The organism is Paramixta manurensis, from assembly GCF_013285385.1.
GTDB classification, from domain to species: Bacteria; Pseudomonadota; Gammaproteobacteria; order Enterobacterales; family Enterobacteriaceae; genus Paramixta; species Paramixta manurensis.
Map to the genome: position 1 here is coordinate 1,857,452 of NZ_CP054212.1, position 15,271 is coordinate 1,872,722.

General features: G+C 51.7%; 12 protein-coding genes. 7 read left to right on the forward strand and 5 right to left on the reverse strand.

The features are described from left to right. The first annotated feature begins 507 nt into the window (after window positions 1-507). Together PMPD1_RS09075 and PMPD1_RS09080 are read left to right on the forward strand one after the other, a co-directional pair. A complete protein-coding gene (locus PMPD1_RS09075; RefSeq protein WP_173633727.1) occupies window positions 508-690 on the forward strand; it encodes a hypothetical protein in 183 nt (60 codons plus the stop codon). A gap of 176 nt (window positions 691-866) precedes the next feature. Then, window positions 867-2,339, forward strand: coding sequence for a phospholipase D-like domain-containing protein (locus PMPD1_RS09080; RefSeq protein ID WP_173633728.1), 1,473 nt, complete (start codon window positions 867-869; stop codon window positions 2,337-2,339). Between the two features lie 30 nt (window positions 2,340-2,369). On the opposite strand, the gene mdoC is transcribed toward PMPD1_RS09080, so the two are convergent. After that, window positions 2,370-3,506, reverse strand: a complete 1,137-nt coding sequence (gene mdoC, locus PMPD1_RS09085) for a glucans biosynthesis protein MdoC (protein ID WP_173633729.1) — start codon at window positions 3,504-3,506, stop codon at window positions 2,370-2,372. Window positions 3,507-3,777: 271 nt separating this feature from the next. Here mdoC and PMPD1_RS09090 point away from each other — a divergent pair, with 271 nt between their 5' ends. The 3 genes from PMPD1_RS09090 to PMPD1_RS09100 all read left to right on the forward strand — a co-directional run bounded on the left by PMPD1_RS09090 (window position 3,778) and on the right by PMPD1_RS09100 (window position 8,168). Next, window positions 3,778-5,313 carry a glucan biosynthesis protein G gene (locus PMPD1_RS09090; protein WP_173636167.1) on the forward strand — a complete coding sequence of 512 codons (1,536 nt, stop codon included), beginning with the start codon at window positions 3,778-3,780 and terminating at the stop codon, window positions 5,311-5,313. Then, on the forward strand, window positions 5,306-7,870 hold the full coding sequence (mdoH, locus tag PMPD1_RS09095; protein WP_173633730.1) for a glucans biosynthesis glucosyltransferase MdoH: 2,565 nt from the start codon (window positions 5,306-5,308) through the stop codon (window positions 7,868-7,870). Before PMPD1_RS09090 ends, mdoH begins: the two co-directional genes overlap by 8 nt. A gap of 67 nt (window positions 7,871-7,937) precedes the next feature. Next, a complete protein-coding gene (locus tag PMPD1_RS09100) occupies window positions 7,938-8,168 on the forward strand; it encodes a YceK/YidQ family lipoprotein (protein ID WP_435529724.1) in 231 nt (76 codons plus the stop codon). Window position 8,169: 1 nt separating this feature from the next. Here the strand turns inward: PMPD1_RS09100 and PMPD1_RS09105 are convergent, their stop codons facing one another. From PMPD1_RS09105 to PMPD1_RS09120, 4 genes are all read right to left on the reverse strand, one after another. After that, window positions 8,170-8,568, reverse strand: coding sequence for a MysB family protein (locus tag PMPD1_RS09105; RefSeq protein WP_173633731.1), 399 nt, complete (start codon window positions 8,566-8,568; stop codon window positions 8,170-8,172). A gap of 93 nt (window positions 8,569-8,661) precedes the next feature. Then, window positions 8,662-9,888, reverse strand: coding sequence for a multidrug efflux MFS transporter MdtG (gene mdtG, locus PMPD1_RS09110; protein WP_173633732.1), 1,227 nt, complete (start codon window positions 9,886-9,888; stop codon window positions 8,662-8,664). Window positions 9,889-10,035: 147 nt separating this feature from the next. Beyond that, window positions 10,036-10,956 (reverse strand): Kdo(2)-lipid IV(A) acyltransferase, encoded by a 921-nt coding sequence (locus tag PMPD1_RS09115; RefSeq protein WP_173633733.1) that lies wholly within the window; start codon window positions 10,954-10,956, stop codon window positions 10,036-10,038. A 176-nt stretch (window positions 10,957-11,132) separates the two neighbouring features. Then, window positions 11,133-12,227: an NADH:flavin oxidoreductase/NADH oxidase gene (locus PMPD1_RS09120; protein ID WP_173633734.1), complete on the reverse strand. Its 1,095-nt coding sequence runs from the start codon at window positions 12,225-12,227 to the stop codon at window positions 11,133-11,135. Window positions 12,228-12,432: 205 nt separating this feature from the next. On the opposite strand from PMPD1_RS09120, the gene trhO reads away from it, so the two are divergent. Both trhO and proP read left to right on the forward strand, forming a co-directional pair. Further along, the gene (gene trhO, locus PMPD1_RS09125) at window positions 12,433-13,488 is read left to right on the forward strand and encodes an oxygen-dependent tRNA uridine(34) hydroxylase TrhO (protein WP_173633735.1); all 1,056 of its coding nucleotides are present in this window, start codon (window positions 12,433-12,435) and stop codon (window positions 13,486-13,488) included. 281 nt (window positions 13,489-13,769) lie between these two features. Next, entirely contained in the window at window positions 13,770-15,245 is a 1,476-nt protein-coding gene (gene proP, locus PMPD1_RS09130; RefSeq protein ID WP_173633736.1) for a glycine betaine/L-proline transporter ProP, read from the forward strand. The last annotated feature ends 26 nt before the right edge of the window (window positions 15,246-15,271 follow it).

Genomic DNA, 15,271 nt, shown 5'->3' on the forward strand with positions numbered 1-15,271 from the left:
CAGCGTGAGGATCGGCCGGGGATGACATTCGCGTCAATTGGGCGGGTTTCACAGCCACGCTAAGTCACTATTTAGAGGTACATACAGTGTGCAAAAGAAATTAAAAGATTAACGCAAAAAACAATTATTTTGCGCCAGATTAATGCCAGTAAAAAGTGAAGAAGGACGATAAAGTCTGAAGGAACAGATAAAAGCGCTTGCCTTTCGTTGCACTGAATCATTACTATTTCTTATGTTTTTATGGCGACGCCGGTCTGTATATCGCCCGCGAATCGTTCCGGTAAGCGGCCACAAGGTTTTTAGGTTATTGATGTTGTGAAAAAATGAAAGAAACGCCTCCTGATTCAGAACCCGATAAAGAAGAACGTGTTCCGCTTGATGATGCACAATTTGCTATTGTGGTGCTTGCAGTGACTTCTTTTACTCTTATAATCTTCGTCCTAATGATTACCCTGTGGATGTCCTGAGAAACTTTCCGAGGATCGGCAGCTAACAAGGAGATAGACGATGGAGAGTCGCGATGACAAACTGATAGCGCTGATTGGCTTACTGTCTGCCTGTTTAATCAGCGTGGTTTTCCTGTTTACCATGACATGGCTGAGCGATGTGCGTCGCCCGCCAGAAACCTCCCTGGATGTACAATCCTGCTATACGCAGAACACCAATCAATCCAGCACTCCTCGCCCCTGAGTCTCCTCTATTTTATCGTTGGCAACGCAACTTGTGCGACAGCGGCTAATTTAATGCGTTGTTGCATACAGACATCGCTACAGAATGTGCGGCTAAGTCTAGAATAATGATTGGTATTGATAGCATTACCTTTCCCGCCATTAGTCCACCGGGTAAAAGAGAAACAAGGAACCGACATGGTTGATGCAGTCAGCGATAAAAGCACCTCCCCGCACCAGGCAGAAAGCACCCGGCTGGCGCGTGCCATCACGCCGCGTACCGACCGGCATCCGGATGAAAGTGGAATTCACCCGTTGGGCGATGGGCTTGACGCCTTTGCCGCGCGCTATCTTTTGCTCTCGATGGCCGAGGAGAGCATTGATGTACAGTACTATATTTGGCAAAACGATATGTCGGGTCGTTTACTGTTCAGCGCGTTGCTGGAAGCTGCGCAACGCGGCGTGCGGGTGCGTATGCTGTTGGATGATAATAACACCATGGGCCTTGACGAAACGTTATGTGAATTGAACCGTCATCCGAACATTCAAATTCGCCTGTTTAATCCTTTTTCATTTCGTTTTTTACGCGCGCTCGGCTACCTGACCGATTTCGCACGGCTGAATCGCCGGATGCATAATAAAAGCTTCACCGTTGACGGCGTGGTAACCATTGTTGGCGGGCGAAATATCGGCGATGAATATTTTGGTACCGGTGATGAGCCGCTCTTTTCCGATCTTGATGTTTTGGCGGTGGGGCCGGTGGTGAGAGAGGTTACACAGGACTTTGAGCGTTATTGGCAAAGCCGCGCGGTTTCTCCGCTTAATGCGGTCATCGATCCTAATCCTGACGATCCGCAGGCGGCGGTGCGGTTACCGGAAGCCTGGCGTGACAGTATTCAGGTCCAGCACTATTTACAGCGGCTGAAAGCGTCGAGTTACGTGGCGCAGTTGGAAAGCGGTAAGTTAACGCTGGTTTGGGCGCAGGCGCGGTTATTGAGCGATGATCCCCGTAAAGGATTAGGTAAAGCGAAAACGTCGACGTTATTACCCCAACGACTGCTGGAAGTGATAGGGCGTCCACAACAACAGTTTGATATTATTTCCGCGTATTTTGTGCCAACGCGGGCAGGGGTAGCGCAACTGTTGTCGTTGGTACGCAGTGGGGTGGAAATTGCCATTTTGACCAATTCGCTGGCGGCCAATGATGTTTCGGTAGTACACGCCGGTTATGCCAAATGGCGCAAAAAACTGCTGCGCCATGGCATTCGTTTGTATGAAATGAAACCGCAAAATGATAACCGTGAAGCGCCGCACGATCGCGGGCTAACCGGTAACTCAGGCTCCAGCCTTCATGCCAAGACCTTCAGCGTCGACAATCAGCAGGTGTTTATCGGATCGTTTAATTTTGATCCGCGCTCAGCAGTGCTGAATACCGAAATGGGGTTTGTCATCAAAAGTGAAACGCTGGCCACCTCGGTTCATCAGCGGTTTGTTGAACAAATGCGTTCCCGCGCCTGGGCGCTCAGGCTAGATAAATGGGGGCGCGTGAATTGGGTGGAGTACCCAGGCGAGCCGGAAGAAATCGTCCATAAGCATGAGCCGCGAACGCGCTTTATGCAGCGTTTGCTGGTTCGTTTGGTGTGGCGTCTGCCGGTTGAATGGTTGTTATAAATCGGGGGCGAAAGCCGCCCCCGTCTGGCGTTAGCGCTTCTGCGGCTTACCGGAAAATAAAAACTTCAGCAGCGGAATACGCAAATGGATCTCGTACACAATAAACGCGATACCGAAGACAAACAGCAGCCCGCCGAGGAAACCCAATGTATTATTGGTGATGTGCGGGGTAATAAAAATCCCGTACAACAGCGTCAACGGGTGGTGCACCAGGTAAATAAACAACGACGCATTGACCAGGTAAGTAATGCGCGGCGAGTGTGAGTTTAACCAGCGATGCCCAAAGGCGAACACCGCATTCACCATCCAAATCCCCATCAGCATGGTTATCAACGTATCGAGCTCATATAACCAGCCTTCACCGCTGCTGTAGCGTTGGTTGGCTAAATAAGCCAAAAAGGCCAGCAGTGCGCCGAAGCAGACCAGCGGGTTTGTTTTCACGAACAACGCTTTGATCGCCGGATATTTCCAGGCCATTGCGCCAAGGAAAAAGAACGGCAGATAGAACAGCGTTTGCATCACCGCCACGCTAAATAGGCCATCCATCAGTAAATTAGGCTGGAAAATAAACACCAGGCGCCGTACGCATCCCCAGAAAACACCATACAGCAAGAAAAGCAGGCTCAGTTTTCCCCACGTCAGGTCGGAATAATCGGTTTTTTCTTTGCCCGGCGCTGGCGTTTGGCGCAGCCATTTAAACATCAGCAGGCCAAAGACGGTGAGGATAACCAGCACCAGCAAGAACCAGAGATGCGAGATAAGATGCCAGGAAAGCGTGTTGTATTTTTGCGCCAGGCTAAAATGTGCCCAGTCGCCAATCGTTGGCGTCCAGTCGCGGATCAAAAAAAACTGCGGCAAAGTTAACAACGGAATCGCGGTTAACAGTGGGATGCCGACGCGCTCCACACGGACTTTTAACCAGCGTTGAGGCTGATAACGCAGATAGAGCATGTAAGAAAAATAACCTGAAATAACAAAGAAGACCTGCATGCGAAAAGCATGAATAAAGTCATTTAACACGGTGAGCCACAGGGTGGGTTCCGCGCTGTTCACCGACCATTGATGGCTGGAGTAGATCAACGATATATGGAAAGGAACACCCAATAACATCAAATATGCGCGGATTGAATCCAGGAAATATTCACGTTGCTGTATTTTTGTACTCATAATTATCCAGGTTTGCTGCGTTTTAATGTCCCGGTTTTACCCTAAACCAGGCTAAAGCTTGCGGCTTACTGTACCGGAGTAAACGGCGGTATACTATCAGCCTAATCCGTATCGGCTAAATCTTTGAAAGCCGGATGGTAATTTGGCCCGCTTTGGGAACAAAACGACGGTCATACTGTCGGAATGCGCAATAATCCATTAATATGGATGGAGTTGATTTAAGCACACGAAAGGGGGGGATGTGCTGTCTAAAATGAAAAATAAACCGGAACTGATGAAGTTGCGCTGGGTGGGCGCAGCGGTTCTACTTGCCATGTATGCCAACAACGGTTGGGCATTCGGCATTGACGATGTCGCAAAACAGGCAAAAACGTTGGCCGGGAAGAGCTTTGAAGCGCCGAAAAGCAATCTGCCCTCACAGCTTCGCGACATGAAATTCGCTGATTATCAGCAGATCCAGTTTAATCACAACAAGGCGTACTGGAATAAGTTAAAGACCCCGTTCAAGCTTGAGTTTTACCATCAAGGGATGTATTTCGATACGCCGGTAAAACTGCATGAAGTGACCGCGAACACGGTGCGTGAAATCAAATACAACCCGGATTATTTTAATTTCGGTAATGTAAAACACGATCCCGAAACCGTCAAAAACCTCGGTTATGCGGGTTTTAAAGTGCTTTACACACTGAATGATAAAAAGAAAGAAGATGAGATCGCCAGTTATCTCGGCGCGAGCTATTTTCGTGTTATTGGCGCCGGCCAGGTTTACGGTCTCTCCTCACGCGGTTTAGCGATCGATACGGCGTTACCGTCCGGCGAAGAGTTCCCGCGCTTTAAAGAGTTCTGGATTGAGCGGCCAAAACCGCAGGATAAGCAGCTCGTGATCTATGCGTTGCTGGATTCGCCGCGTGCGGCGGGCGCGTATCGCTTTGTGATCCATCCAGGTAAAGAGAGCGTGGTTGATGTGCAGTCCAAAGTTTATCTGCGTGACAAAGTGGGTAAATTGGGCGTGGCGCCGTTAACCAGTATGTTCTTGTTTGGCCCTAATCAGCCTTCTCCGATGGTGAATTACCGCCCGGCGCTGCATGATTCGAACGGTTTGTCCATCCATGCCGGTAACGGTGAGTGGATTTGGCGGCCGCTGAATAATCCGAAACATTTGGCGGTAAGTACCTTTACCGTGGAAAACCCGAAAGGGTTTGGTTTGTTACAGCGTGGCCGTGATTTTAGTCAGTATCAGGATCTTGATGACCGTTATGATCTGCGCCCAAGCGGCTGGATTGAGCCACAGGGTGACTGGGGTAAAGGTCGTGTTGAGCTGGTGGAAATTCCTACCGCTGATGAGACTAATGACAATATCGTGGCGTTCTGGACGCCGGAACATCTGCCCGATCCGGGCAAAGAGATGAATTTTAAATACCGTCTGCACTTTACCCGTGATGAAGACCAGTTGCATTCACCGGAAACCGCGTGGGTGAAAAATACGCTGCGCTCGACCGGCGATGTTAAGCAGTCGAATTTAGTGCGTCAGCCTGACGGCACCATTGCATTCTTGGTCGATTTTGTCGGTCAGGATATGAGCAAGTTGCCAAATGACACGCCGGTGACGCCGCAGGTCAGCGTTGGAGACAACGGTGAAGTGGTGGAGCAGAGCGTTCACTATAATCCTGTTACCAAAGGCTGGCGTTTAGTGCTGCGGTTACGCGTTAAAGATACGAAGCAACCGACAGAGATGCGTGCTGCGCTGGTTAACGGTGAGAAGACGCTGACGGAAACATGGAGCTATCAGTTGCCTGCCAATGAATAAATCTATTGTCACGCCCGTAGAGTACATCGAATCGCTGCCGCTGGCGCCAGAGCGTAAGGCTGCGCTGGTTCAATCTCTGCCTGCAGAGGCTGAACCCGGCGAGATTTATAGCCAACTTCATCAACAACTGGGCCAGGATGGCCCGGTTGAAGCGCGCCCTGATGACGCCCCGCTGGAGTCCGTTAAGTCACGTATTACCATGGCGTGGCCGGACTCGTTGGCGGACGGCGAGCAGTTCGATAAAGATTATTTAGATCGCACCACGCTGAAAGCGATGCCGCCGGTTAAGCGTTCGCTGATGTTTCCGGAAGCCTGGCGAACCAACCCGGTTGCCCGTGCCTGGGATTCATTGCGTGGGCGTAAAAGTCCTCCCCGCTATGCCGATGCTGAAGAGCAGAAATCTGAAGACAAATGGCGCCACGTCGGCTCGATACGTCGCTATATTCTGCTATTCCTGACGCTGTTCCAGACGGTTATCGCCACGTGGTACATGAAAACCATCCTGCCTTACCAGGGCTGGGCGTTGATCGATCCGATGGAGATGCTGAATCAGAACTGGCAGCAATCGGTACTGCAGATCCTGCCGTATGTGTTGCAAACCGGGATATTGTTCCTGTTTGCCATCCTGTTCTGTTGGGTCTCGGCCGGTTTCTGGACCGCGTTGATGGGCTTCTTACAACTGCTGATTGGCCGCGATAAGTACAGTATCTCTTATTCGATGAAAGGCGATGAGCCGATCAATCCGGAACATCGTACCGCGTTGATTATGCCGATCTGTAATGAAGACGTTGAACGCGTCTTCGCTGGCCTGCGTGCCACCTGGGAATCGGTTAAGCGTACCGGCGAAAGTGAGCATTTCGACGTCTATATTCTGAGCGATAGTTATGATGCCGATATTGCGGTAGCCGAACAGAAAGCCTGGATGGAGCTGGTGCGTGATGTGGGCGGCGCAGGTAAGATTTTTTATCGCCGTCGCCGCCGTCGGGTGAAACGTAAAAGCGGCAACATTGATGACTTCTGTCGCCGTTGGGGCAGCCAGTATAGCTATATGGTGGTGTTGGATGCCGATAGCGTGATGAGCGGTGAGTGTTTGACCGGTCTGGTTCGCATGATGGAGGCTAACCCGAACGCTGGTATTATTCAGTCGTCGCCGAAAGCGTCAGGCATGGATACGCTGTATGCGCGTTGCCAGCAGTTCGCGACGCGTGTTTACGGCCCCTTGTTCACCGCCGGTCTACATTTCTGGCAGCTAGGTGAATCCCACTACTGGGGACATAACGCCATCATCCGTGTGAAACCCTTTATTGAGCACTGTGCGCTAGCGCCGTTGCCGGGCGAGGGTTCATTTGCCGGTTCGATTTTGTCGCATGACTTCGTCGAAGCGGCCTTGATGCGCCGTGCCGGATGGGGCGTGTGGATTGCGTACGACTTGCCGGGTTCCTATGAAGAGTTACCGCCTAACTTGTTAGATGAGCTTAAGCGCGACCGACGTTGGTGTCACGGTAACTTAATGAATTTCCGCCTTTTCCTGGTGAAAGGGATGCACCCGGTGCACCGCGCTGTGTTTCTGACCGGCGTGATGTCATACCTTTCCGCGCCGTTGTGGTTTATGTTCCTGGCGTTATCCACCGCGTTGCAGGTTGTGCATACCTTGATGGAGCCGCAGTACTTTTTGCAACCGCGCCAGTTGTTCCCGGTGTGGCCGCAGTGGCGTCCTGAATTGGCCATTGCGCTGTTTTCCACCACTCTGGTCCTGTTGTTCCTGCCCAAGCTGCTAAGCGTGGTCTTAATCTGGTGTAAAGGCGCAAAAGCGTATGGCGGCGCATTCCGCTTGTTTATCTCGCTGATGCTGGAAATGCTGTTCTCGGTGCTATTGGCGCCGGTGCGTATGCTGTTTCATACGGTGTTCGTGGTGAGCGCATTCCTTGGTTGGGAAGTGGTATGGAACTCTCCGCAGCGTGATGATGATGCGACACCCTGGAGCGAAGCTTTTGCTCGTCATGGTTCACAACTGCTGCTGGGCGTCGTGTGGGCGGCCGGGATGGGGTGGTTGGATCTCAACTTCTTGTGGTGGCTGGCGCCGATCGTCTTCTCGCTGATTCTGTCGCCGTTTGTTTCGGTGGTCTCTAGTCGGGCAACGATAGGGATGGCGTCGAAACGCGCCAAACTGTTCCTGATCCCGGAAGAGTACGATCCGCCGAAAGAGCTGTTGGATACCGATAACTACTTGCAGTTAAACCGTGAGCGTGCGTTGAAACACGGGTTTATGCACGCGCTGTTCCATCCCGCTTTCAATGCGCTCACCAGTGCTATGGCGACCTCACGCCATCTGAAGAGTGATTTACTGGAACATGCGCGCGATCGACGGGTCGATCAGGCGTTAAGCGACGCGCCGGATAAATTGAGTCGTGAACAGCGCTTGGTGCTGATGAGCGACCCGGTTACCCTGGCACGTATGCATTACCGGCTGTGGCAAAATGCGGATAAATATCATGAGTGGGTGGAGCAATACCGCACTCTGAAACTGAATCCGCTGGCGCTACCGTCGGTGAAATAAGTGAAAAGGCGGCAGCGATGCCGCCTTTTTTACCTCAGTCGTTAGCCGCCAGGGAGGAGAATAAGGTATGTTGCGAATAATCGTGATGGGGTGCTGCGTTTTCGCGCTTAGCGGTTGTGGCAGCATTATTAGCCGTACCGTACCCGGACAGGGGCACGGTAACCAATATTATCCCGGCGTACAGTGGGACGTGCGCGCGTCACCGTGGCGCTTTCTGACCATTATCGACTTGCCGCTTTCACTGGTGGCCGACACATTATTGCTGCCGGTAGATGCACACCATGGGCCGTATGAGTAGCTTATATCCACCGGTCGGAATCACTATTGTCATCTTCCCACTCTTCTGCAGCAGCCTCACCTTCCTCGCTATCCGCGGGTGGTTCAAGCTGGAATTCGCCTTCATCCCACTCATGTAATGTGTTTTCCGATTGCCACTCCTGGCGTAGCTCGATCTCGTCAAAATCACCGTCAAAGATAGCCTGCGCCGCCTCGCCGCTACGAATCGGCAGGCATTCGCCTTCGTCACCTTCATCGGTAAAAAATTCGGCTTGCCACATAATGTCGCCATCCTGCATAACATATTTTTGCAGGTTAAACTGTGCGACGGATGCATCATCCTCCGTCAGGTTCGGATTGTTTGCCAGATACTCTTCACGGGCGTTATCAATCGCTTCTTCCAGCGTGCTGAAAAGGCTCATTTGTCTCTCTCCATGTTGCCGATAAAATGGGTTTCAAAAAGCATAGACGAAGTTTTGCTTTGTCAGGGAAGAGAACAAAAAAAGTCAGGCGTATTAATCCCCAGGCAGAGGTAGACGCCCCGGACCGCGCCGCTGCACGAACCATGAGAAGAGTGCGTTAAACATGACGATGGATGCGGTCACTAAGAACACCGCGCGAAACCCCCAATTGGCCGATACCGCCGCTCCCATCAATGGGCCGGATACGTTGCCAATATCGCGGAAAGATTGGTTATAGCTAAAAATACGTCCGGCGACTTGGTTACTGGCATTGTAGATCAATAGTGTTTGTACTGCGGGCAGTAAGGCTCCATCCGCTGCGCCAAGCAAAAAACGCAATAAGCCTAATTGCCATGGCGTTTGAACAAATGACATCGGTACCAGCAGCAGTACCGAGACGATCAGCATAAAAATCAGGATGCGCTCCGGGCCAATCCGGTCGCCCAGTTTGCCGAGACGCGGCGCGCTAATCAGCGCTGCTACGCCAGGTACGGAGGCGATCAGGCCGCTAATAAACGCCAGATTTTGCGTCGAGCCTGCCAGTTCGCGCACGTAGAGCGTAAGGATCGGCGCGATGGAGCCGGTAGCCACCTGAATAATCATGGTGGTAATAAACAGAGCGAGTACCAGACGTGGGTTTTTCAGCGATGAAAAAACTTGTCTCAGGTGCAACATATCTTTTTTCTGCACCGGAATGAAGGACTCGCGAATATAAAGCAGCGTCATGATAAAACAGATAAACAGCACGCTGGCGGTAATAAAGAACACCGGACGTAAGCCAAAATTATCGGCCAGCAGGCCGCCTATTAATGGGCCAATTAGCGCGCCACTGACCGCGCCGGTAGAGAGCGTTCCCAGCGCCCAACCACTTTTATTACGTGGCACTTGGGTCGCAATCAAGGCATTAGCATTCGGGACAAAACCGCCGAGCAGCCCGAGGATCGCGCGCAGTATCAGAAACTGCCAGATATTACTCGCCAGCCCCATTAACGTCATCACAATCGCCATACCGAGCGCTGAACGTAACAGCATAACTTTACGGCCTTTACGGTCAGCAAGCCCTCCCCAGAAGGGTGAGGCGATGGCGGAGAACAAGAAGGTAATGCTGAACACAGCACCGGACCAGAGGTTCAATTTTTCCGGCGCGGTCACGCCCAGCAGTTCAACATACAGAGGAAGGAAAGGCATCACCAGGCTGAATGCCATGCCGGTAAGAAAACAACCGAGCCAGGCCACATAAAGGTTACGTTTCCAGTTTATCGGCACTTCGTCCGTTGGCATGTGTAGGGCCGCCTTAGTAATTATAAAATAATAAGCGTCCTAATAATGTTAGCGTTGGTGGGCGAGGATACAAGTGTTATTTCGCGTCGCGAAATGTCCTGAAACTTAAAAAACAAGCCGATCAGGCAACCGGCTTGTGTCATTCGGTTAATAGAGTTTGGGTTCGCCTTGCGGGCGGGTTTTAAAACGGCGGTGCAGCCACATATACTGTTCGGGCGCCATTAATATCGCTTCTTCCAGCACCTGGTTCATACGGGTGGCGGTCGCCACTTCATCCTCCAGCGGGAAGTTGGTTACCTCCGGCAAAACAATCATCTCATACCCTTTACCGTGCGGCAGACGGCGCGGCACAAAAGGGATGACCGCCGGTTTCGCGCTGCGGATCAGTAAGTAGCTGCCTTTGGTGGTGGCCGCTTGTTGCACCGCAAAGAAAGGGGCAAAGACGCTACTTTGTGGGCCGTAATCGTGATCCGGCGCGTACCAGATAATGTCGGTATTTTTTAGCGCCCGGATCATGCCCTTCAGATCTTTACGATCAAGCATGCTTTTATTGGAGCGCATACGTCCCCAGGTTTGCAGCCAATCAAGAAGTTTATTGTCATTGGGACGATAGACGCCAATGCCTGGATTAAGCATGCCAAATATACGTGCACCGAGTTCTAAGGTTAAAAAGTGCAGGCCGATTAATAGCACACCTTTATTCTCTCTTTTGGCCTGTTTAATATGCTCATCGCCGCTGGTGGCAAACCATTTTCTGATACGCCAATCGGGCCAAAACCACGCCATACCGGTTTCAATTAACCCCATACCGACCGATTCAAAATTTCTTTTTACCATTGCATCGCGTTCGGCGGCGGGCATTGCCGGGAAACAGAGTTCTAAATTACGGCGTGCAATAAACGCGCGGCGTTTCATTATGCGCATAGCCAGCCGCCCCAGCCCGCAGCCGAGACGGTACAGTAAGGGATAAGGTAATAAGACCACCAGATAAAGCAAGGCAATGCCAAACCAAGTCAACCAATAACGCGGGTGAAGGAGTTCACGAGAAAATTGAGGCAATTGAGTCATGTTTTTCCATATTTCTTCTGGCAGGACGACATTATCGCCGTCTCTCAAGGCAAGTATTATGGCGTATTGTGCCATTTTTTTAGGGTGGTCTGAAATAAACAGTAATAAAAAGCGCGGTGGCCGTCATATCTGAATAAAAAAAAGCCCGACGTTGACAAGCGCGCCGGGCGTTAGCATCAAGCTTTAAATAAACCTTTAACGTCATGCGGCTCTGAACGCCAGTATTGCGGCGGGGCGTTGACTTTCTCTCCCAATTTAGCTGCCGCGTGCCATGGCCAGCGTGGGTCATACAGCATCGCGCGCGCCAGAGCAATGGCGTCAGCCTCTCCGGCGGTTAAAATCGCTTCCGCTTGCTCAGGGTCAACGATCAGCCCAACGGCAATGACCGGAATCGCTATCGCCTGTTTAATTTCTGCGGCAAACGGCACTTGATAGTTAGGTTTGGTGTCGATCTGCTGCGCTGGCGATAACCCGCCGCTGGAGACATGAATATAGTCGCAGCCCAATGCTTCCAGCGCCTGACTCAACGCCACCGATTGGCTAACATCCCAACCGCCTTCTACCCAATCGGTAGCGGAAATACGGACGCCAACCGCTTTATGGGCCGGTACCGCCTGACGGACTTCGCGGAAAATCTCCAGCACGATACGCATACGGTTTTCCAGCGCGCCGCCATATTCGTCTTGGCGCTGATTAGAGAGCGGCGACAGGAACTGATGCAATAAATAACCATGCGCGGCATGAATCTCGAACAGTTCGAAACCGAGCCGATCGGCACGACGTGCGCTATCAACAAAGGCCTGTTTCACTTCATCGATACGGGCCTTGGTCATTGCCAATGGCGTGTCATCATCCGGGTTAAAGGGCAGGGCGGAGGGGGCGGAGGTTTGCCAGCCGCCGTGAGCCGCGGTTAGGAACCCGCCGCCGCGCCAGGGAACATCGCAGGACGCTTTACGTCCGGCATGACCCAGTTGAATGCCGAGCGGTAACGTGGCGTAACGTTTCACATCATTAATTACTGCCGCCAACGCCTGTTCAGTGGCATCATCCCACAGCCCAAGGTCTTGCGGCGTAATACGTCCCGCAGCCTCAACGGCGGTGGCTTCCACAATCAACAGACCAGCGCCAGAGAGCGCAAGATGGCCTAAATGAATCCGATGCCAGGCGGTGGCCTGGCCCTGTTCGGCGGAATATTGACACATTGGCGCCACGATAATGCGGTTTTGTAGCGCGAGTTGTCCGAACGTGATGGGGGTAAAAAGCTGACTCATGCCGATTCCCTGTAGTGACGTTTAATTGCGGGTTTAGTAATAAGCGTGGTTATTACATACTCGCGGCAATTAACTTACGGATCCAGGCAGCTTGTGCGATCGCCGGTTAGGGCGTAACAAAATCCCCATCAAGGGTAGGATTCCATCAAGAATCAGGTATCATACGCCGCGAAAAATTCTCTTATTGCCTACAGGAACGTACACCATGCCAGTGTTACATAACCTTGTTTCCAATGAAGAGCTTAAGGCGCGGATGCTGGCCGAAACCGAACCGCGCACGACAGTCTCTTTCTATAAATATTTTACCATTGACGATCCGAAAGCATTTCGCGACGCGCTATATACCGCGTTGACCACTTTAAAGGTCTTTGGCCGGGTCTACGTGGCGCACGAAGGAATCAATGCGCAAATTAGCGTACCCGCCAGCCACTATGAAGCGATGAAACAGACCTTATATACCTTTCATCCGGCGCTGAACAATCTGCGCATGAATATTGCGCTAGAGGATGACGGAAAATCATTCTGGGTTTTACGTTTGAAAGTGCGCGATCGCATTGTGGCGGATGGCATCACCGATGAAAGCTTTGATGCGAGCGCGGTTGGAGCCTATCTGAAAGCGCCGGATGTTAATGCGATGCTGGATGATCCCGATGCGGTATTTGTGGATATGCGCAACCACTATGAGTATGAAGTGGGTCACTTTGAGAAGGCAATGGAAATCCCCGCCGACACGTTTCGCGATCAACTGCCGATGGCGGTTGAAATGCTACAAGGCGACAAAGACAAAAAGATTGTGATGTATTGCACCGGCGGCATTCGTTGCGAAAAAGCCAGCGCCTGGATGCGCCATAACGGTTTTGAAAATGTTTACCACATTGAAGGTGGCATTATCGAATACGCTCGCCGTGCGCGTGAAATGGGGCTGCCGGTGCGCTTCAAAGGCAAAAATTTTGTGTTTGATGAACGTATGGGGGAACGTATTTCCGAAGACGTTATTGCCCACTGTCACCAATGCGGCGCGCCCTGTGATACGCATGTGAACTGTAAAAACGACGGTTGTCATCTACTGTTTATTCAGTGCCCGCGTTGCGCAGAGAAGTTTAACCATTGCTGTAGCCCACTGTGCATGGAGGAGCTGGCGTTACCAGCAGATGAGCAACGCGCACGCCGTGCCGGGCGAGAAAATGGCAACAAAATCTTCAATAAATCCCGCGGCCTGCTCAACAGCACGCTGACAATTCCGGCACCGGAAAAAAAATAACCTCACCGGGGCGGAGTAATCCGCCCGAAACCCAACTCGCATCCCCGTAGGTGATTTTTAGTGAAAAAAATCGCCTTTCCGCTAAAAAATAGTTTAATAATTCAACTTATTTGCGTTTTTCAACGTTGTTGTATAGATTTAAGGGATGTAAAACGACACAACGGTAAATATAGACGACGACTTTGTCGCAGCATAGCTGAGTTTCTCTTTCCTTGAGCGGACGCACGCAGGCAAAAGGCTATGGTGCGATAACATTCATCTTGCGATCCTTGAGGGAAGATATGACTAACACCTCCACGCCATCCGGGCGGCCTAAGAAACACTTCTGGCAGAAAAAAACCAAGAAAAATGAGTTAAGCGTTGATGACATTACCATTGTCGATCAGGACATGCTGAAACGGGCAATTGGCGCGGCAGCGTTAGGTAATGCCATGGAATGGTTTGACTTCGGCGTCTACAGTTTCCTTGCCGTAACCATTGGTAAAGTCTTCTTCCCCGGCGGCAGCCCGGCGGTGCAGCTTATCGCAACCTTTGGCGCGTTTGCCGCCGCATTCTTAGTGCGGCCAATCGGCGGGCTCTTTTTTGGTCCACTCGGCGATCGTATTGGGCGCCAGAAAGTGCTGGCGATCACGATGGTGATGATGGCGATCGGTACCTTCTGCATCGGCTTGATTCCAGGATATGGCACTATCGGTATCGCCGCGCCATTATTGCTGTTGCTGGCGCGCCTGGTGCAAGGCTTTTCAACCGGCGGCGAATATGGCGGAGCGGCGACCTTTATCGCCGAGTATTCTACCGATGAGCGGCGCGGATTTATGGGCAGTTGGCTAGAGTTCGGTACGCTTGGCGGCTATCTGCTCGGCGCCGGGCTGGTTACCGGCCTGACGGCGGCGATGCCGGCAGATGCGTTATTATCGTGGGGATGGCGTATTCCGTTCTTTATTGCCGCGCCGTTGGGGATTTTCGGGCTCTATATTCGGTTGAAGCTGGAAGAGACGCCTGCTTTCCAAAAGCATATGGAAAAGCAAGAGGCGCTGGAGCACAGCAAACCTCAACTTAGCTTGCTGCAGATGTTGAACAAATATCGTGCGCAAATGCTGAAGTGCATTGGGTTAGTGCTGTTGTTTAACGTTTCGAACTATATGCTCACCTCGTATATGCCAAGTTATCTGACCGGCATTTTGGGGTTGAGTGAACTGAGCGGCCTGATGCTAATTATGGTGGTCATGTTCGTTATGATGCCGTTGACACTGTTCTGGGGGCACTGGAATGACCGTTTAGGACGTCGACCGGTTATCGCGTTAGGCGCGGTTGGGCTGATAGTGCTGGCGGTTCCTTGTCTGTGGTTGATTGGTACCGGTAATTTGGCGCTGGTGTTCCTCGGTCTAATGATCCTCGGTGCGCTCCATACGTGTTTTAGCGGTACTATGCCTTCGGCGCTGCCTTCGTTGTTTGCGACAGATATTCGCTACAGCGCATTAGCGATCGGCTTTAACATCTCGGTTTCGCTGTTCGGCGGAACGACGCCGCTGGTCACCGCGTGGCTGGTGGAAAAATCGCATAATTTATTGATGCCGGCTTATTATCTGATTGGCGCATCGGTGATTGGGTTAATTACGGTGTTCTTTATGCGGGAAACCGCGCGTAAACCTTTACATGGATCCGCTCCGGCGGTGGCCTCCGAGGCAGAAGCGGTTAGGTTGGTGAAAAAGATTAAACTACGCCGCCAGAAAGAGGCCGCAAAACCCGCCGAATAAATGTCTGGCGGGGTAAAAGCGCGGAT